Here is an 18,835-nt window from a genome sequence, read left to right as displayed (position 1 = left end):
ATCGGGCTTCACCCGTGATGTCCTTCACACGTCCCGCCCCTCGCTGGAGGTCCCATGCCCTCGCTCGACCCGGTTCAGAGCCCGCGCGACGTCGACTCGCACAGTCCCCTGGACCACCGCGTGCTGCGCGCCGACGTGACCGTACGACGCAGCGACGGCACGCCGCTCGCCGGCACCGACGTGGTCGTCGAGCAGCAGCGGCACGCGTTCGCGTTCGGCAACATCGGCTTCGACTTCGTCGGCCTCGCCAATGGCGAGACGACGGCGGCGGGCAACGTCTTCGGTGGCGCGGAGCCGGACGCCGCCGCGCGGCTCGTGGACCTGTGGCTGGACGTGTTCAACACCGCCACGCTGCCCTTCTACTGGCAGGGGTTCGAGCCCGTGCGGGGCGAGCCGCAGACCGAGCGGCTCCTCGCTACCGCCCGCTGGCTGCAGGAGCGCGGCGTCGCGACGAAGGGCCACCCGCTGGTGTGGCACACGCTGGCGCCGACCTGGCTCGACGAGCTCCCGGACGCCGAGGTCGAGGAGGCGGTCCGCGCGCGGGTCCGCCGGGAGGTGTCGGCCTTCGAGGGGCTCGTGCCGACGTGGGACGTGATCAACGAGGTCGTGATCATGCCGGTCTTCGACAACGAGGAGACGACCAACGCCGTCACGCGGCTGTGCCGCAGCCGAGGCCGCCTGGCGACGATCCGGCTGGCGTTCGACGAGGCCCGGAGGGCCGACCAGCGGGCCACCCTCGTCCTCAACGACTTCGACATGTCGACCGCCTACGAGTGCCTGATCGAGGGCGTGCTCGAGGCCGGGATCGCGATCGACGCGATCGGCCTCCAGAGCCACATGCACCAGGGCTACTGGGGCGAGGACCGCACGCTCGCCGTCCTCGACCGGTTCGCGCGCTACGGCCTGCCGCTCCACCTCAGCGAGACCACCCTGGTGTCCGGCGACACGATGCCGGCCCACATCGAGGACCTCAACGACTTCCAGCCGGAGCATTGGCCCTCCACCGCCGAGGGCGAGGAGCGGCAGGCCCACGAGATCGTCCGGCACTACCGCACGCTGCTGTCCCACCCCTCCGTCGCCGCGGTGACCTACTGGGGCATCACCGACGCGGGGGCGTGGCTCGGAGCGCCGTCGGGCCTCGTCCGCGCCGACGGCACCCTGAAGCCGGCGTACGACGCCCTGCGCAGGCTGGTGAAGGAGGAGTGGTGGCTGGCCCCGACCTACGCGCGCACCGACGAGCGCGGCAGCGTCGTCCTGCACGGCTGGGCGGGCACCTACTCGGTGACCACCCCTGACGGCACAGCGACGGTCGAGCTCTCGGCCGACCGGCCGGACCTCGAGGTGGTGGTGGACCGGTGAGCAGCGGGCAGGCCCGGCTGGTCGTCGACCTCGAGCACCCCGGCGTCCCCGTCGACCGGCGCCTGTTCGGTGCCTTCGTCGAGCACGTGGGCCGCGCGATCCACACCGGCGTCCACGAGCCCGGCCACCCGAGCGCCGACGCGCGCGGCTTCCGCACCGACGTCGTCGAGCTGGTGCGCGAGCTGGGCGTGAGCGCCGTTCGCTACCCCGGTGGCAACTTCGTGTCCGGCTACCGGTGGGAGGACGGGGTGGGCCCGCGGGAGACGCGCCCCACGCGGCTGGACCTGGCCTGGCACTCCACCGAGACCAACGAGGTCGGCCTCCACGAGTTCGCCGAGTGGCTCGAGGAGGTCGGGAGCGACCTGGTGCTGGCGCTCAACCTCGGCACCCGCGGCACGCTCGAGGCACTCGACCTGCTCGAGTACGCCAACGTCGCCGGCGGCACGACCCGCACGGACGAGCGGGCGCGCAACGGCCGCCCGCACCCGTTCGGCGTACGCACGTGGTGCCTGGGCAACGAGCTGGACGGGCCCTGGCAGCTGGGGCACCGCTCCGCCGACGACTACGGCAAGCTCGCCGCGCAGACCGCGCGCGCCATGCGGCTCCTCGACCCGGATCTCGAGCTGGTGCTGTGCGGGTCCTCGAGCCGCGACATGCCGACCTTCGGCGAGTGGGAGCGCACCGTGCTGACCCACGCCTACGACGAGGTCGACCTCATCTCCTGCCACGCCTACTACGAGGAGCGCGACGGCGACCTCGCGAGCTTCCTCGCCTCGGCCGTCGACATGGACGCCTTCATCGACTCGGTCGTCGCGACGATCGACCACGTCCGCGCCGTGAAGGGCAGCGAGCACCGCGTCGACATCTCCTTCGACGAGTGGAACGTCTGGTACCTCTCCCGCTTCCAGGCGGAGGAGCGGATGACCTCGCTCGACCACTGGCCGCGGGCGCCGCGCCTGCTCGAGGACGTCTACACGGTGGCGGACGCCGTCGTGGTGGGGAGCCTGCTCATCTCGCTGCTGCGCCACGCGGACCGGGTCAGGAGCGCCTCGCTGGCCCAGCTCGTCAACGCCATCGCCCCCGTCATGACCGAGCCGGGCGGTCCGGCCTGGCGGCAGACCACGTTCTTCCCATTCGCGCTCACGTCCCGCCACGCCCGCGGGTCGAGCCTGCCCGTGCGGATCGAGTGCGACGAGCAGGAGACCGCGCGCCATGGCGTGGTCCCGCTCGTGGACGCCGCCGCCACGCGGGACGAGGACGGCACGGTCAGCCTCTTCGTCGTGAACCGCTCGCAGTCCGGGTCCGTGGAGCTCGACGTCGTCGTCCCCGGCGGGCGGACGTTCGCAAGGGGCCACGCCCGGACCCTGCACGACGACGACCACCACGCGGTGAACACGCTTGCGGACCCGACCCGGGTCGGGGTGCGCGACAACAGCACCCTCCGCGTCGACGGCGACGCGATCACGCTGACCCTGCCGCCCGTGTCGTGGTCGGTCGTCGTCCTCGAGCCGGGACCGGCCTGACGACCCCGTGTCGTCACGGCTGGCGGAAGTAGCGCGGCGGCCGGTCGGCGGGTCGGGCACCGCAGGCGACCCACGCCTCGAGCGCCTCGCGGTCGCGGGCCCACATCTCGTCGAGCAGGTGCTGGCGGGTGATCACCAGCGCCAGCCGCCGGCCGGGGTGCGTGACACCGTCCAGCGCCCGCGACGTGTGGCACCAGGCGTGGGTCAGCTCGGAGTCGGTCAGGTGCGCGACGCCGCTCGGCGTGACCGCCGCCGGGTCGGGTGCGGCCGGGTTCCACCCGACCCGCTGCAGCCGGCTGCGTCGTCGTACGGCGTCACGCACCGGCGGCGCCGTGACCACCAGCCCAGCCACGAGCAGCAGGCCGAGCCCGAGGTGAAGCGACGCGAGGACGTAGGCCAGCAGGAGCAGCGACGTGGCGGAGGCGGACGACCGGACGACGGACACGCACGCCCCGAGCACGCCCCCGGTGGTCCGGTGCTCGACCCGCACCATGATGTGCGCGAGCGTCACGATGCAGGTGACCGGGATCGTGACCGCCAGCAGCCGCGACGGCCCCCACTCGACCAGCGCGGCGCACACCCCCACGCTGCCCAGCGCGAGGGTGCCGTTCAGCCAGGACGACCACCGTTGCACGACACGGCCCCGTTCTCACTCGCCGCTCGTGGTCACTCGCCGCTCTTCGTCACCCCGAACATCAACACGCGACGGTCGATGTCGTAAAAGACGCTCTTCGTGTTGCGCAGGGTGTCCTGCAGGTTGTCGGCGTCCTCCGCCGTGACGGTGAGGACCTCCTCCCACGCTCCCTCGTCCAGCACCAGCTGGAGCGTCCAGGTGCCGCTCTGGCCGCCCTCCCCGGCGGTCCAGGAGAACTGGTAGTGGCTGAGCTGCCGCACCCGGAGGCTGTCGTCGGTCATCCGGACGCCTCCCTCGGCGCGCTTGTCGTTCCTGAGCCGGTTCGTCGCCATGACGGGGCCCTCCCTCTCGTCGTCTCGACCTCGTGGTCTCGGACCGATGCGGTACCCACCAGCGGGCGCGGCACACGCGTTCACGACCGCAGGGGTGGGGGTGGGTGCCCGGGGGCTCGGCGGTCTCCTCGGTGGTCGAGTAGCCGAGGAGCGAGGCGTATCGAGACCCCCCACGTCGCTGGTCGAGTGCCGAGGAACGAGGCGTATCGAGACCTCACTGCTCTCGGTGGTCGAGTGGCCGAGCGAGGCACGAGCGAGGCGTATCGAGACCTCGCTGCTCTCGGTGGTCGAGTGGCCGAGCGAGGCACGAGCGAGGCGTATCGAGACCTCACTGCTCTCGGTGGTCGAGTGGCCGAGCGAGGCACGAGCAAGGCATGTCGAGACCCCCGCCTCGGTGGTCGAGTGGCCGGGGAACGAGGCGTATCGAGACCCCTTCCACAGCGTTGTCCGACCTCGCGCCGTTGTCGGTGGTCCGCCGTAGAATCGAACACATGATCGAGACGCTGGCAGGGCCGAAGGCAGACGTCGAGGACCTCTCGGCCTCCGCGCTGCTGGCACTCGCCCGCGACCGGAAGGCCGCTGAGGACCGCGCGGCAGCGGATGTGCTGGAGGTGGCCGCCCGGTGGGCGGACCTGCACCCGCCGGAGTCGATCCACACCGCTGCATCGTTCAGTGGCAGCGGCCGTTACGGCCTCGAGCACGAGGAGCCGATCGCCGGCGAGGGCTGTCCGGCGGTGGCGGAGTTCTGCATCGCCGAGCTCGGCACCGTCCTCGGCATCTCCTCCACCACAGCCAAGCGGCTCATCGGTCACGCCCTCGAGCTCCGTCACCGCCTCCCACGCCTTTGGGCACAGGTCCACGCCGGACAGGTCCCGGCCTGGCGCGCCCGGACAGTCGCCGAAGCCACCATCCACGCCACCCCCTCCCTCACCGTCGAGGCAGCGCGGTGGGTCGACACCCAGGTCGCCGCCGTCGCCGGACGTATCGGACCCGCCCAGCTCGACCGGCTCGTCGCGGAAACCATCAAGCGGCACCACCTCGACACCTCCGACGCGACCGCAGATCCGGAGGACGGCTACCTGTCGGTCGACCCGCGCCACGCGACCCTGCACGACCAGGATGTGCACTACGCCGGGACGATGCGGTTCGAGGCCGAGCTCGACATCGCCGACGCCCTCGACCTCGACCGAGCACTCGCCCACGGCGCAGAAACGCTGAAAGCACTCGGCTCAGCAGCACCCTTGGACGCCCGACGGTCCGCAGCACTCGGCGACCTCGCCCGCACCCAGACCGCCCTCGACCTCCACGCGCAAGGCTCGACCGCCGCCAGGAGCGAGTACGGCCTGCCCATCGCCCGGGAGGTAGTGGTGCACGCCCACTTCGACGCCAGCCTCGACGGGCTGGAGACCGTCTTCGGTTCCACCGGGCGCATGGAAGAGGGCCAGCGGCTCGTCCTCCTCGATCAGGTGAAGCACTGGTGCGGCGACTCCCGCACCAAGGTGACCGTCAAGCCGGTCATCGACCTCACCGCCGAGCTCACCTCACCCGGCTACGACATCCCCGACCGGATCCGCGAGCAGGTGATCCTGCGCGACCGCACGTGTGTGTTCCCGTGGTGCACGCGGCCAGCGCGGGGCTGCGACATCGACCACGTCGTCCCTTTCGATCACGACGCCGACACCGAGGGCCGCCCCCAGCCGGGGCCGACCGTGTCCTCGAACCTCGCACCGGAGTGTCGCTGGCACCACCGCCTCAAGACCCACACCGCCTGGCGCTACGAGGTGACCGCGCCGGGTGTCTACAAGTGGACCAGCCCGCACGGCCACCGCTACCGACGCGACCGCATCGGAACCATCCGCATCGACACCACCTCCACCAACGCCGGCAGCGAGCCGGCTTCACCCGGCCGACCATGACCCCGCCCCACACCCCGCCGACCTGACCACGGCGGGGTCACAGGCGCGTATCGGCGTTGGACGCCGTACCGCTCAGGTCGCCTGAGCTCGCCTGTCGCGAGCCCCGCTCCGTGCAGCAGCAGACACGCGCGGCCGCGGGCACGAGCCGCCCGGGGTGAGCATGCCAAGCAGCAGCACGTGGAAGACCACGGCACCGGCCGCACAGAGGAGCGCCCCCCACCGGCATGACCCCCGCCCACCCGGGTACGGCTGGGCATGATCCGACGGGTGGTGTGGCAGGGCCTGGTGGCCGGCGCGGTGGGCGCCGCGGCGATGACGGCCGGGGAGAAGCTCGAGCAGCGGCTCACCGGGCGGCCGGACTCGTACGTCCCGGCCCGGGTGCTGGCGAGGCTGACCGGTCTGCCCGAGCAGAGGAAGGACCGGGTCCTCAACCTGACGATGCACTACGGCCAGGCCGCGCTCGTCGGTGCGGTGCGGTCGCTGATGGCGCAGGCCGGGCTGCGGGGTCCGGTGTCATCGGCCAAGTTCATGGTCGTGCGGCTCACCACTGACCAGATCCTGGAGAACCTGACCGGGGTCGGCGCACCTCCGCAGACCTGGCCGCGCAAGGAGCTGGCCGTGGACCTGCTGCACAAGGCCGTGTACGCCTTCGCCACCGGCGTGGTCGCCGATGCGCTCGCGGCCAAGGACGGCCCCGGACCGGGTCTCCGGCACGCACGGCTGCGCCCCGGCCGCCACAGCGACGTGGGACCCCTCCCCCGCCACGAGTGAGGCGCCGCCCCCGCGGCAGTGGTGCACTCGAGGTGACCCGGTCGTCGACACGAGGAGGTCGCCGTGGTCGCCACGCTCGTCTTCCTCGTCGCCGCCGTCGGCATCAACGTCTTCACCTACGGCGGGGTCGGCTGGATCTACCTCAAGGACACGAACCGGGTCGATCCCCCGCGCCTCGAGCCGCCGGCACCAGCGCCGGCACTTCCCGCCCCCGCCGAGCCGGCCCGCGCGCTCGGATAGCGTCGGCCCCATGGTCGACATCGTGATCTGCGAGCCCGTCCGCACGCCCGTGGGCCGCTTCGGCGGCGCGCTCGCCCCGCTCTCCGCCACGGACCTGGCCGCGCAGACGCTGCGCGAGCTCGTCCGGCGTACGGGCCTGGGCGAGGGCGACGTCGACGACGTGGTCCTCGGCCACTCCTACCCCAGCGGCGAGCACCCCGCCATCGGCCGGATCGCCGCCCTCGACGCAGGCCTCGGCACCGGCGTGCCCGGCCTTCAGCTGGACCGCCGCTGCGGCTCCGGACTCCAGGCCGTGCTCTACGCCGCGTCGCAGGTCGCCAGCGGTGCCGCCACGGTGGTCGTGGCCGGTGGCGTCGAGTCGATGTCCAACGTCGAGCACTACGCCCTCGGCCTGCGCACCGGCGTCCGCAGCGGCGGCGTCGAGCTGGTGGACCGGCTCGACCGGGCTCGTGAGACCGCCGGCGGCAGGGACCACCCGGTCCCCGGCGGGATGCTCGAGACGGCGGAGAACCTGCGCCGCGACTACGGCATCTCCCGCGAGGAGCAGGACGAGCTCGCCGTCCGCTCGCAGCAGCGGGCCGGCGCGGCCCACGACGCGGGCAGGTTCGACGACGAGCTCGTGCCCGTCACCGTGCCGGGCCGCCGGGGACAGCCCGACGTGGTGGTCGACCGCGACGAGCACCCCCGACCGGAGACGACCCTCGAGCAGCTCGCCGCCCTGCGGCCCGTGCGCCAGAAGGTCGACCCCGGGGCGACCGTCACCGCCGGCAACGCCAGCGGCCAGAACGACGGAGCAGCCATGTGCCTGGTCACCACGCGCGAGGAAGCCGACCGCCGCGGCCTGCGCCCCCTCCTCGCGCTGAGGTCGTGGGCCGTCGCCGGCGTCGGCCCGGAGGTGATGGGCATCGGCCCGGTCCCCGCGGCCGCCGCCGCCCTCGAGCGCGCCGGGCTCACCCTCGACGAGATCGACGTGATCGAGCTCAACGAGGCGTTCGCCGCGCAGGTGCTCGCGTGCCTGCGCGAGTGGAAGGTGGACCCGGGCGACGACCGCCTCAACCCGAACGGGTCCGGCATCTCCCTCGGCCACCCCGTCGGTGCGACCGGCGCCCGGATCCTCGCCACCCTCGCCCACGAGGTGCGCCGCCGCGAGGCGCGCTGGGGCCTCGAGACCATGTGCATCGGCGGCGGCCAGGGTCTCGCAGCGGTCTTCGAGCGCGTCCCGGACCACCAGTGACGACCCCCACGAGTCGCTGTGCTGCGTCCGCGCCGGACACCCCGGCTCCGGGTCGTCACCTCCGGACGTCGTCGCGATGAGACCCTCCGACGACGTCGTGCGCGACCTGGCGTCCACCGGGGTCCTCCGCGCCACGATCAACCTCGGCAACCCGGTGCTCGCCCACGGGACGCACGACGAACCGGGCGGCGTCACGGTCGCCATCGCCCGCGAGCTCGCCGCACGCCTCGACGTGCCGCTGGAGCTCCTCTGCTTCCACGCCGCGCGCGAGGCGTACGCCGCGATGGCGGGCGGCGAGGCGGACCTCACCTTCCTGGCCGTCGACCCCGCGCGGGAGGCGGAGGTCCGCTTCAGCCCGTCCTACCTCGCGATCGAGGGCGTCTACGTCACCCAACGTGGCCGAGGCCCCGCCTCGGCCGGCGAGGTCGACCGCACCGGCACCCGCGTCGGCGTGAAGGAGGGGTCGGCCTACGACCTGTTCCTCACCCGCACCCTCCGCGAGGCCGAGGTGGTGCGCGGCACCGACGGCATCGACGTCTACCTCGCCGAGCACCTCGACGTCGGCGCGGGCATTCGCCAGCCGGCCGTGGCGTTCGTCGCCCAGCACCCGACGCATCGCGTCCTCGAGCCCGCGTTCATGCAGATCCGACAGGCCGTCGGCATCCCGCGGGACCGGACGGACGCGGCCGCCCGGTTCGTCGCCGACACGGTCGGCGACCTGCTGGCGAGCGGGTTCGTGCACGACGCCCTGGCCGAGGCCGGGGAGGACCCCGGCCTGGCCGCCGCACCACCCGCACCGTGAGCCGCGCCACCGGGCACGTCGCGACGCACTGGTGCTTGGTGGCAATGGCATCATGTGGCTGCCGAAGCACGGCGTTGTGCGCGAAGAGAGCCACCCGACTGATGGAACGAGACACCCTGGAGCCGCTCACGCGCGCCACCCAGGCGATGGCCAAGCACCGGACGTCCTCCGACGTGCTGCAGGAGATCGTCGAGCAGGCGGCCCGCTGCCTCCCGGAGTTCGAGCACGTCAGCGTCTCCCGCATCCGTGAGGACCGCCACCTCGAGACGCTCGCCGTGACGACGGACCTCGCCCGGCAGTTCGACCGCGTGCAGTCCGAGGCGCGCGGCGGGCCGTGCGTCGAGGCCGGCAAGCTGGACGAGGTCGTGCTCGTCAACGACGCACGCCACGAGCAGCGGTGGCCGGCCTACATCAGGCGAGCCCTCCCCCTGGGCCTGCGCTCGCAGCTCGGCATCATGCTCTTCAGCGACTCCCGGGGCGCCATCTGCCTCAACCTGCACTCGACCACGACCGAGCAGATCGACGGCGGGTCGGTCGGCGTGGCCGAGCACTTCGCCGTCCAGGCCGGCGCCGCGCTGGGGCACGTGGAGTCCGCGGACCAGCTGAAGACCGCCATCGGCACCCGCACGGTCATCGGCACGGCGATCGGGTTGCTGATGGAGCGCCACGGCATCGGCAAGGAGGCGGCGTTCAACTACCTTCTGCGGGACTCGAGCACGAGCAACCGCAAGATCCGCCTCGTCGCGCAGGAGCTCGTGCAGGACAAGGAGGACGCCGTCGCCCGCGAGCGTGACGACGATCGCTGAGCCGTGGGCTGGGGGTCGGCACGCCCCGACGGGTAGGTTTCCCCGGTGCCCGACACCCGTCCCCGTCGTACGTTCGCCGTCATCAGCCACCCCGACGCCGGCAAGTCCACGCTGACCGAGGCGCTCGCGCTGCACGCTCGGGTGATCACCGAGGCCGGGGCCGTGCACGGCAAGGGCGACCGGCGCGCCACAGTGTCGGACTGGATGGCGATGGAGAAGGCGCGCGGGATCTCGATCACCTCCGCCGCCCTGCAGTTCGTCTACCGCGACCACGTGGTCAACCTCGTCGACACGCCCGGCCACAGCGACTTCTCCGAGGACACCTACAGGGTGCTGTCCGCGGTCGACTCCGCGGTGATGCTGGTCGACGCGGGCAAGGGGCTCGAGCCGCAGACCCTCAAGCTGTTCAAGGTGTGCGCGCTGCGCGGCATCCCGGTGATCACCGTGATCAACAAGTGGGACCGCCCCGGGCTCTCGGCCCTCGAGCTGATGGACCTGATCCAGGAGAAGATCAAGCTGCGGCCCACGCCCCTCACCTGGCCCGTCGGCGAGGCGGGCGACTTCCGCGGCGTCATCGACCGGCGCACGGGTGAGTTCGTGAAGTACACCCGGACCGCCGGCGGCGCGACCCGTGCGCCCGAGCGACGGATGGGCCCCGACGAGGTCGAGCCGGACGACGCCGCCACGTGGGCGGCGGCGGTCGAGGAGCACGAGCTGCTCGCCCTCGACGAGGCCGACCACGACCAGGAGCGCTTCCTGGCCGGCGAGACGACCCCCGTCATGTTCGCCTCGGCCCTGCAGAACTTCGGTGTCGCCCAGCTGCTCGACCTGCTGCTCGACCTGGCACCGGACCCGAGCCCGACCGAGGGCGTCGACGGCTCGGTCCGCAAGGTCGAGGACGACTTCAGCGCCTTCGTGTTCAAGGTGCAGTCGGGGATGAACAACGCCCACCGCGACCGCCTGGCCTACGCCCGGGTCGTCTCCGGGACGTTCGAGCGCGGCATGGTCGTCACCCACGCCACGACCGGGCGACCCTTCGCGACGAAGTTCGCCCAGGCGGTCTTCGGCCGCGAGACCACGTCGGTCGAGACCGCGCAGCCGGGCGACATCGTCGGCTTCGTCAACGCGCAGTCGTTGCGGGTCGGCGACACCGTCTACGTCGGCGACCCCATCGAGTACCCGCCGGTCCCCAGCTTCGCGCCCGAGCACTTCGTGACGGCCAGCGCCGGCGACATCGGTCGCTACAAGCAGTTCCGTCGCGGCATCGAGCAGCTCGACCAGGAGGGCGTGGTCCAGGTGCTGCGCTCGGACCTGCGCGGCGACCAGAACCCCGTCCTCGCCGCCGTCGGCCCCATGCAGTTCGAGGTCGTCGAGGACCGGATGACCCACGAGTTCAACTCCCCCATCCGGTTCTCGCGGCTCGACTACCAGGTCGCCCGGCGCACGGACGCCGCCGGCGCCGCGGCGCTCGCCGGCATCCGCGGCGTCGAGGTCCTCGAGCGCAGCGACGGCACGCGGCTGGCGCTGTTCGTGGACCAGTGGCGGGCCATGGTCACCGCGCGCGACAACCCCGACGTGATGCTCGAGGCCCTCCCCGCCGGCGGCAGCTGACCGGTCCCGACCCCGTCCCGCCCCGAGGGGTGGTCGGCTCAGGTCCGCGACGTATCGTCGACGGGGTGATCGAGGCACAGTCGACGACCCTGGCCACCATCTCGCTGGACGACCAGTTCGCGCGCGAGCTCCCCGAGCTCGCGATGCCGTGGCAGGGTCTCGAGGCGCCGCAGCCGCGGCTGCTCGTGCTCAACGAGCCGGTGGCCGCGGACCTCGGTCTCGACCCGGCGTGGCTGAGGAACGACGACGGCCTCGGCCTGCTGACCGGCACCCGCGTCCCCGAGGGAGCGACCCCCGTCGCCCAGGCGTACGCCGGCCACCAGTTCGGCGGCTACTCCCCGCGGCTCGGCGACGGCAGGGCGCTGCTGGTCGGGGAGCTGCGCGACCGCTCCGGCCGCGTGCGCGACCTGCACCTCAAGGGCTCGGGCCGCACGCCGTTCTCCCGTGGCGGCGACGGCCTGGCGGCCGTGGGTCCGATGCTGCGCGAGCACGTCGTCAGCGAGGCCATGCACGCCCTGGGCATCCCCACCACCCGCTCGCTCGCCGTCGTCGCGACCGGGCGTGAGGTGCACCGCGAGACCGTGCTCCCGGGAGCGGTGCTGGCGCGCGTGGCCAGCAGCCACCTGCGCGTCGGGACCTTCCAGTACGCCCGCTCCACCGGCGACCTCGACCTCCTGCGCCGCCTCGCCGACCACGCCATCGCCCGCCACCACCCGGCGGCCGCCGGGGCGGAGCAGCCGCACCTCGCCCTTTTCGAGGCAGTGGTGTCCGCCCAGGCCTCGCTGGTGGCCCACTGGATGCTGGTCGGCTTCGTGCACGGGGTGATGAACACCGACAACACGACCATCTCCGGCGAGACGATCGACTACGGCCCGTGCGCCTTCCTCGACGTCTTCGACCCCGCCACCGTCTTCAGCTCCATCGACACCGGCGGGCGCTACGCCTACGGCAACCAGCCGGTCGTCGCCGAGTGGAACCTGGCTCGCTTCGCCGAGACCCTGCTGCCCCTCCTCGCGGACGAGCAGGACGACGCCGTGGCCATCGCGACCGAGTCGCTCGGCCGGTTCCGGGAGCAGTACTCCACCGCCTGGTCCTCGGGCATGCGGGCCAAGCTCGGACTGTCCCCCGACACCGACGACGCGACGGCCTCGCCGCTGGTGACGGACCTCGTCACGCTCATGCAGGACAACCACGTCGACCACACGTCGTTCTTCCGCGGCCTGGGTGCGGCGGCACGCGGGAACGCCGAGCCGGCCCGCAGCCTCGTGCTCGACCTCGCCGGCTTCGACGCCTGGGCGGAGCGGTGGTCGGCACTGTCGCCCGACGCCGAGGCCATGGACCGCGTCAACCCCGTCTACATCCCCCGCAACCACCTCGTCGAGGAGTCGCTGACCGCGGCCACGGCGGGCGACCTCGCACCCCTCGAGCGCCTGCTCGAGGCGGTGTCCTCGCCCTACGACGAGCGCCCGGGGCTCGAGCAGCACGCCCTGCCCGCCCCCGAGTCCTTCGGCGCCTACACGACCTTCTGCGGCACCTGAGCCCCGCGCGCGCCCGTCACCGGCGGCTGCGCGGTGGTCCTGCTCCACCGGGCTGGGAGGAGGAGATCCAGTGGCACGCATGTCGGTCACTTCCAGGACGCGGGTCCATGACGCCACTGCTCAACGTCGGCGGAGCAATACCCCACCGGGGTCGCGGGACACACCCTGCTGACGAGTCACGCCTCGTGGACGCACGTCCCGTCGATCCAGGTGGAGCGGACCCGCGCGGCACCGATCTCGTGCCGTGCGGTGAACGGGTCGCGGTCCAGCATCACCAGGTCGGCCACCGCGCCGGGCGCGATCCTGCCGGCGTCGTCGCGGTGGTTCACCCAGGCCGACCCGCTCGTGTACGCCGCGAACGCCACCTCGACGTCGAGCGCCTGCTCCGGGTGGAACGGGTCCGTGCCGGCGGGACCCGGCTCGTCGTACGACGTCCGGTGCACGGCGGTGTGGATCGCCGCCAGCGGGTCGGGGGTGCTCACCGGCCAGTCGCTTCCGGCGACGAGCCGCGCGCCGGCGGCGTGCAGGTCGGCGAAGGGGTACTGACGAGCGGCGCGTTCCTCGCCGAGGAACGGGATGGTGAGCTCGGTCATCTGGTCGTCGTGACAGGCCCAGAGCGCCTGGATGTTGGCCGCCACCCCGAGCGCCCCGAAGCGCGGGACGTCGGCCGGGTGGACCAGCTGCAGGTGTGCGACGTGGTGCCGCCGCCCGGGGTCGGTGCCCTCGAGCGCGTCGAGCGCCTCGCGCACCGCCCGGTCACCGAGGCCGTGGACGTGGACCTGGAACCCGTGTGCGTCGAGCGCTGCCACGTGCCCGCGCAGCTCGCGGGGGTCGACGAACGAGATGCCGGTGTTGCGCGTGGGGTGGCCGCACCGGTCGAGGTAGGGCTCGACGAGCGCCGCCGTGCCGTTCTCCGCCACGCCGTCCTGCATGATCTTCACCGCCGTCGCGGCGAACCGGCCGACCGAGTACGCCTCGCGCCGCGCCACCAGCTCCGCCACCTGCTCGGCGCCGCGCTCGCGGTCCCACCAGAGCGCCCCGACCACCGAGCCGGTGAGGTCGCCGCCCGCCGCCGCGCGGGCGTACGTCGGTCCGGCGTCGCGCATGCCGGAGTACGCCCCGATGATCGCGTCCTGCCAGCCGGTGACGCCGAGCGAGTGGAGGTGCCGCTGGCCCTCGAGGAGGGCGGCGCGGAGCTGCGCGTCGTCCGCCGGTGGCAGGACACCCGCCAGCAGGTCCATGGCGCCCTCGTGGAACATCCCGGTCGGCTGCCCGTGCTCGTCCCGCTCGATGCGGCCGTCGGCGGGGTCCGCGGTCGCCGCAGTGATGCCGGCCAGCTCGAGGGCCCGGGAGCTGACCCACATGCCGTGGTGGTCGCGGTTGGCCAGGGCCACGGGCCGCGGCCCGACCGCCTCGTCGAGGGCGGAGGCGGTCGGGAGCCCGCCCGGGAAGGCTGCCATCGCCCAGCCGCCGCCCTGCACCCACTCCTCGTCCGGGTGCGCGGCGGCATGGGCGGCGACGTGCGCCACGTAGGCGGCGGCGTCGGCCGGGAGCCCGCTCAGGTCGCAGCCGAGGCGTTCGAGCCCGCCCTGCACGGGATGGACGTGGGCGTCGGTGAAGCCGGGCAGCAGCAGGCCTCCGGCGACGTCGACGACCGCCGCCCCGGCGGGCGCGAGGTCCGGTCCGACCGCGACGACCCGGCCGGCGTCCACCACGACATCGCCGACGCGGCCGCGGTAGGACGTCCCGTCGAAGACGGCTGCGTTCGTGAAGACCGTCGTGCGCACGTCGCTCCCACCCTCCCGGACGGGGACCGCCCACCGGTCCCCGGCTAGCGTCCAAGGTATGACCAAGCTAGCGATCGTCTACTACTCCAGCTACGGCACCGCTCACACGATGGCGACACGGATGGCCGAGACCGCCGAGGCCCGCGGCGCCGAGGTCCGCCTCCGCCGGGTCCGCGAGACCGCCCCCGACGAGGTCGTGCAGGGCGTCGAGGCCTGGGCGGCCCACGCCGCCTCGGTGGCCGACCAGCCCGTCGCCGAGCCCGAGGACCTCGACTGGGCCGACGCCGTGATCATGGGCTCCGGCACCCGCTACGGCCACGTCACCAGCCAGCTCCAGTCCTTCATCGACACCCTGGGACCCCTCTGGCAGGAGGGCCGGCTGGCGGACAAGGTCTACGCGTCCTTCACCTCCAGCCAGACCCTGCACGGGGGCCAGGAGACGACGATCCTGGCCATGCTCACGACCTTCGCCCACTTCGGCGGGATCATCGTGCCGCCCGGCTACACCGACCAGACCAAGTTCAACGACGGCAACCCCTACGGCGTCGGCGTCGTCACGGGCCAGGGCGGGGTCGACGACACCGCCAACACCGCCCTCGACCACCTCGTGACGCGGGTCCTCGACGTGGCGAAGAGGCTCGAGTCCTGAGCCGCTGCACCCGCTAGCGTGGCGGGGGTGAGCGAGGAGCTGCGACGGGCCGCGGACGCGGCGATGCTGCCGGTCGTGGCCTCGCTCGCCCCGGCCGGCGTGCTCGAGGCGCACTGGCTGCCCGATCGGGCGGGTGACCCCGTGGTCTGGGTGCGCGTGCGGACCGAGGCCGACCGCGTCGCCCTGCAGTCCTACAGCTGGGTGCTGCCGCAGGTCCAGGTCATCATGTCCCGCCTCGGGCTGCCACCGCAGCAGGTGCTGGCCCTGAGGCTGGAGGTCACCTCGAGCGAGGCCGAGGACCGGCTCTTCGAGGAGTGAGTGCCCCACCGGCGAGGGGTCGCGGTGGCCGGGCCGTGCTGCTGCATGCTCCGGCCCGGGGCATACTGGGCGATGGGCGACCACCAGCTCCGGAAGGACCCACATGGGCAAGACCCCCTCGTTCGGCCTGCCTGCCCTGGGCCCGGTGTGGACGAACGAGCTCCGCACCGTCCTCACGGATCTCCACGGCCTCGACGAGACCGAGGCCGGCAAGGCGCTCGAGCGAGGGCTGCTGATCGCGGGCTACCCGCTCGACGTGGACTTCGTCGCTGCCGCGGACGCCTTCGAGATCATCGAGCACGGTCTCCCCCTCCCCCGGTGACCACAGGCGGCGACCCGGGTGGCGACGCGGGCCGCCACCCACCCGTCGCTCATCGGTCGAGGAGCACCAGCAGGCCGTCGACGATCCGGTCGAGGGAGAAGCGGAACTGGCCCTCGGGGTCGCTCGCCGCCTGGTAGGCCTCCCCGGCCGCCGTGCCCACCCGGCCGGCCAGCGGATAGCTCCGCCCGGCCATCAGCTCGCCCAGCAGGTCGTAGTTGGCCTCCCACCACTGGAGCTCGGTCAGACCGGAGCTCCGCTCGGCCAGCCGGACCTCCTGGCGGGCCCGGACCGCGGACGAGGCGCAGCCGTCCAGCAGCGCGACGGTCCGGTCCATCTCGAGGTCGTCGAGCCCGAGGCCCTCGACCGCGGTGAGCTGCCACTCGTAGCGGTCGGCGGCGTGCGGGCCCAGCCAGGCCCGCAGGCCGGCGACCTCGAGCAGCCACGGGTGGGCGGAGTACTCGGCGTACGCCGCCTCGGCGACCGCCTCCAGCCGCCGCCGCGTGTCGTCGGGGTGCGCCGGTCGCTCGGTCCGCCCCAGCACCTGGTCGGTCATCAGCACGATCAGCTCGTCGCGTCCGGGCACGTAGGTGTAGACCGTCATGGCGCCGATCCCGAGGCGCTGGGCGAGCCCGCGCATGGACAGCGTGTCGAGGCCCGCGGCGTCGGCGACCTCGATCCCGGCGTCGACCACGTCGTCGATCGACACCTTGGGGCGCGGGCCTCGTCGCGGGGCCGCGCCCTCGGCGCCCGACCCGCGCCACAGGAGCGGCAGGGCACGGTCGGCGGTGGGGTCGGTCACCCGGCCATCCTAACTACCTCGTACAACGTACGGAACAAATGCTAGGCTCCGCGCGTTCATCGTCGTACAGCGTACGAAACAAGGAGGACGAGATGTCCACTGCTCCCCTGACCATCCGCGGACTGCGCAAGACCTACGGCTCGACGGTGGCGCTCGACGGCGTCGACCTCACCGTGCAGCACGGCCACGTGCACGCCCTGCTCGGGCCCAACGGCGCCGGCAAGACCACCTTGGTGCGCACCAGTGCCACCCTGACCCGCATCGGCGAGGGCGAGGTGAGCGTGGCCGGGCGCGACGTGCGCACCGACCCGGCCGGCGTCCGCCGGGCGGTCGGCCTCGTCGGCCAGTCCCCCGCGCTCGACGAGAAGCTCCACGGGCGTGAGAACCTCGTGCTCTTCGCCCGCCTGCACGGCCTCCACCACGCGCCCGCCCGCGCCCGTGCGGAGGAGCTGCTCGAGCGGTTCGGCCTGACCGAGGCCGCCGACCGCCCGGTCTCCACCTACTCCGGCGGCATGCGGCGCCGCCTCGACATCGCCACCGGCCTGGTGCTGCGTCCGGTCCTGCTCTTCCTCGACGAGCCGACGACCGGACTCGACCCGCGGGCCCGCGCCGACGTGTGGGACATGGTGCGCGAGGTCGTCGCGGAGGGCACCACGGTCCTGCTCACGACGCAGCACATGGAGGAGGCCGACCGCCTCGCCGACCGCATCACGGTGCTGCGCGACGGTCGGGTCGTCGCCGAGGGGACGCCGACGGAGCTCAAGAGCCGGCTCGGGGGCGACCAGCCCGTGCTGACCCTGCCGATCGGCGCCGACGCCGGTGCGGCCCGGGAGTCGCTGGCCCGCGCCGGCATCACCGGCGTCGAGGTCGACGTACGCCAACCCACCCTGGACGAGGTCTTCCTCCACCTCACCGAGACAGACACCGTCGCGGACACCGTCACCGCCACCGAAGGAGCCGCCCGATGAGCACCATCCGCACCTCTCCCACCCAGACCTCCCCCACCCGCACGCTCGCCAGCACCGCCCGGGAGAGCTGGCTGGTCACCGGTCGTGACCTGCGGCACTGGCTCCGCGACCCGTGGACGCCCGTCTTCGGGATGGCGTTCTCGGTGATGCTGGTCCTCGTCTTCGGCTACCTCTTCGGTGGTGCCGTGGCGCTGCCGGGCGGCGGTGACTACCTCGCCTACCTGCTGCCGGGGATGCTCGCGCTGTCGATGATGTTCGGCGTCGAGAGCACGATGGCCGCGATGGCGACCGACTCCCGCCGCGGCGTCATGGACCGCTTCCGCTCGCTGCCGATGAGCGGGGTGGCGGTCCCGCTCGGCCGGGCGCTGGCCGACCTGCTCAACTCGGCGGTCCAGCTGGCCGTGCTGATGGGCGGCGGGTTGCTCATCGGCTGGAGCGTCTCGGGCAGCCTGGTCGACGCGTTCGTCGCCGTCGGCCTGCTGCTGTGGCTGCGCTTCGCGGTGCTGTGGCTGGGCATCTTCCTCGGGCTCGCGTTCCGGTCCGAGGGCGCGATGGTGGCCGTGCAGGTGCTGGTCTGGCCGATCGGCTTCCTCTCCGGCGTCATCGTCCCGCCCGAGACGATGCCGGGGTGGCTCGGCGTCGTCGCCGACCTCAACCCGGTGTCGGCCACCGCCGCCGCGTGCCGGGAGCTGTTCGGCAACCCGAGCGGGATCACCGAGGGCCTGCTGGCCGACCATGCCCTGCTCCTCGCGGTCGCCTGGCCGGCCGTGCTGACGGCGGTGTTCGTCCCGCTGTCGGTCCGCGCCTTCCGCCGACTCGGCGCCTGAGGCTCCGGCGGGCCGCTAACGCCGCCTGATCCGGATCGGGCCCTTGGCCGTGGAGGGGTCGACCACCCGACCACCCTGGGTGATCTCGACCTCTCCGCGGTCGACCATGCGCCGGGCGGCCCGCCGGGCGGGCTCCATCAGCTCGCGCCACGCGTCACCGTCGCCGCCCACCTGCCGGGCCGCCTCGGACGGACAGATCGTCGCCGACGCGGCGCGCTGGGCCAACAGGTCGGTGATCGCCTCCTCCAGCCGTCGGTCGACGTCGCTCACCCCACGCTTGCGGCACGACGTCGAGCAGTAGCGCACCTGGTCCCAGTCGCGCTCCCACTTCTTGCGCCACTCGATGGTGCGCCCGCAGGACTGGCAGGTCTTCGGCTCCGGCGGCATGCCCCCAGTCTG

20 protein-coding genes are annotated in these 18,835 nt (G+C 73.1%); 15 read left to right on the top strand and 5 right to left on the bottom strand.

Annotated features, from left to right (window positions below; genetic code table 11):
- Positions 1-54 precede the first annotated feature (54 nt).
- Both SHK17_RS08170 and arfA read left to right on the top strand, forming a co-directional pair.
- On the top strand, positions 55-1,359 hold the full coding sequence (locus SHK17_RS08170) for an endo-1,4-beta-xylanase (RefSeq protein ID WP_322921707.1): 1,305 nt from the start codon (positions 55-57) through the stop codon (positions 1,357-1,359).
- Entirely contained in the window at positions 1,356-2,882 is a 1,527-nt protein-coding gene (arfA, locus tag SHK17_RS08165) for an arabinosylfuranosidase ArfA (protein ID WP_322921706.1), read from the top strand. The genes SHK17_RS08170 and arfA overlap by 4 nt, the downstream gene beginning before the upstream one ends.
- Positions 2,883-2,895: 13 nt before the next feature.
- On the opposite strand, the gene SHK17_RS08160 is transcribed toward arfA, so the two are convergent.
- On the bottom strand, positions 2,896-3,516 hold the full coding sequence (locus tag SHK17_RS08160; protein WP_322921705.1) for a hypothetical protein: 621 nt from the start codon (positions 3,514-3,516) through the stop codon (positions 2,896-2,898).
- Between the two features lie 32 nt (positions 3,517-3,548).
- Positions 3,549-3,848: a hypothetical protein gene (locus SHK17_RS08155; protein ID WP_216652533.1), complete on the bottom strand. Its 300-nt coding sequence runs from the start codon at positions 3,846-3,848 to the stop codon at positions 3,549-3,551.
- A gap of 491 nt (positions 3,849-4,339) precedes the next feature.
- Here SHK17_RS08155 and SHK17_RS08150 point away from each other — a divergent pair, with 491 nt between their 5' ends.
- The 8 genes from SHK17_RS08150 (at position 4,340) to SHK17_RS08115 (ending at position 12,766) form a co-directional block, all read left to right on the top strand.
- Entirely contained in the window at positions 4,340-5,764 is a 1,425-nt protein-coding gene (locus tag SHK17_RS08150; protein ID WP_322921704.1) for an HNH endonuclease signature motif containing protein, read from the top strand.
- A 255-nt stretch (positions 5,765-6,019) separates the two neighbouring features.
- Complete coding sequence (locus SHK17_RS08145; RefSeq protein WP_322921703.1) at positions 6,020-6,535, top strand: hypothetical protein; 516 nt, start codon at positions 6,020-6,022, stop codon at positions 6,533-6,535.
- 63 nt (positions 6,536-6,598) lie between these two features.
- A complete protein-coding gene (locus tag SHK17_RS08140) occupies positions 6,599-6,775 on the top strand; it encodes a hypothetical protein (protein WP_172273409.1) in 177 nt (58 codons plus the stop codon).
- 10 nt (positions 6,776-6,785) lie between these two features.
- Positions 6,786-8,009 carry an acetyl-CoA C-acetyltransferase gene (locus tag SHK17_RS08135; protein WP_322921702.1) on the top strand — a complete coding sequence of 408 codons (1,224 nt, stop codon included), beginning with the start codon at positions 6,786-6,788 and terminating at the stop codon, positions 8,007-8,009.
- A gap of 76 nt (positions 8,010-8,085) precedes the next feature.
- Positions 8,086-8,811 carry a transporter substrate-binding domain-containing protein gene (locus tag SHK17_RS08130; RefSeq protein WP_322921701.1) on the top strand — a complete coding sequence of 242 codons (726 nt, stop codon included), beginning with the start codon at positions 8,086-8,088 and terminating at the stop codon, positions 8,809-8,811.
- A 101-nt stretch (positions 8,812-8,912) separates the two neighbouring features.
- Positions 8,913-9,617, top strand: coding sequence for a GAF and ANTAR domain-containing protein (locus SHK17_RS08125; protein WP_322423940.1), 705 nt, complete (start codon positions 8,913-8,915; stop codon positions 9,615-9,617).
- A gap of 45 nt (positions 9,618-9,662) precedes the next feature.
- Positions 9,663-11,228: a peptide chain release factor 3 gene (locus SHK17_RS08120; protein WP_172273417.1), complete on the top strand. Its 1,566-nt coding sequence runs from the start codon at positions 9,663-9,665 to the stop codon at positions 11,226-11,228.
- Positions 11,229-11,293: 65 nt separating this feature from the next.
- The gene (locus tag SHK17_RS08115) at positions 11,294-12,766 is read left to right on the top strand and encodes a protein adenylyltransferase SelO (protein ID WP_322921700.1); all 1,473 of its coding nucleotides are present in this window, start codon (positions 11,294-11,296) and stop codon (positions 12,764-12,766) included.
- Positions 12,767-12,942: 176 nt separating this feature from the next.
- Here SHK17_RS08115 and SHK17_RS08110 read toward each other — a convergent pair whose 3' ends face one another.
- On the bottom strand, positions 12,943-14,553 hold the full coding sequence (locus tag SHK17_RS08110; protein WP_322921699.1) for an amidohydrolase: 1,611 nt from the start codon (positions 14,551-14,553) through the stop codon (positions 12,943-12,945).
- Between the two features lie 58 nt (positions 14,554-14,611).
- Between SHK17_RS08110 and wrbA the strand changes: the two genes are divergently transcribed.
- The 3 genes from wrbA to SHK17_RS08095 all read left to right on the top strand — a co-directional run bounded on the left by wrbA (position 14,612) and on the right by SHK17_RS08095 (position 15,842).
- A complete protein-coding gene (gene wrbA / locus SHK17_RS08105) occupies positions 14,612-15,202 on the top strand; it encodes an NAD(P)H:quinone oxidoreductase (RefSeq protein ID WP_172273421.1) in 591 nt (196 codons plus the stop codon).
- A gap of 27 nt (positions 15,203-15,229) precedes the next feature.
- Positions 15,230-15,520, top strand: coding sequence for a hypothetical protein (locus tag SHK17_RS08100; protein ID WP_172273423.1), 291 nt, complete (start codon positions 15,230-15,232; stop codon positions 15,518-15,520).
- A gap of 103 nt (positions 15,521-15,623) precedes the next feature.
- A complete protein-coding gene (locus SHK17_RS08095; RefSeq protein ID WP_322921698.1) occupies positions 15,624-15,842 on the top strand; it encodes a hypothetical protein in 219 nt (72 codons plus the stop codon).
- Positions 15,843-15,891: 49 nt separating this feature from the next.
- Here SHK17_RS08095 and SHK17_RS08090 read toward each other — a convergent pair whose 3' ends face one another.
- Positions 15,892-16,641 (bottom strand): TetR/AcrR family transcriptional regulator, encoded by a 750-nt coding sequence (locus tag SHK17_RS08090; protein WP_322921697.1) that lies wholly within the window; start codon positions 16,639-16,641, stop codon positions 15,892-15,894.
- Positions 16,642-16,733: 92 nt separating this feature from the next.
- Here SHK17_RS08090 and SHK17_RS08085 point away from each other — a divergent pair, with 92 nt between their 5' ends.
- Together SHK17_RS08085 and SHK17_RS08080 are read left to right on the top strand one after the other, a co-directional pair.
- Complete coding sequence (locus SHK17_RS08085) at positions 16,734-17,609, top strand: ABC transporter ATP-binding protein (RefSeq protein ID WP_322921696.1); 876 nt, start codon at positions 16,734-16,736, stop codon at positions 17,607-17,609.
- A complete protein-coding gene (locus SHK17_RS08080) occupies positions 17,606-18,436 on the top strand; it encodes an ABC transporter permease (protein WP_322921695.1) in 831 nt (276 codons plus the stop codon). The genes SHK17_RS08085 and SHK17_RS08080 overlap by 4 nt, the downstream gene beginning before the upstream one ends.
- A 15-nt stretch (positions 18,437-18,451) precedes the next feature.
- On the opposite strand, the gene SHK17_RS08075 is transcribed toward SHK17_RS08080, so the two are convergent.
- Positions 18,452-18,823, bottom strand: a complete 372-nt coding sequence (locus tag SHK17_RS08075) for a DUF2256 and DUF3253 domain-containing protein (protein ID WP_172273433.1) — start codon at positions 18,821-18,823, stop codon at positions 18,452-18,454.
- Positions 18,824-18,835: the final 12 nt, after the last annotated feature.

Source organism: Nocardioides renjunii (assembly GCF_034661175.1).
GTDB lineage: Bacteria > Actinomycetota > Actinomycetes > Propionibacteriales > Nocardioidaceae > Nocardioides > Nocardioides renjunii.
This window is presented reverse-complemented; position numbering and strand designations above follow the sequence as displayed.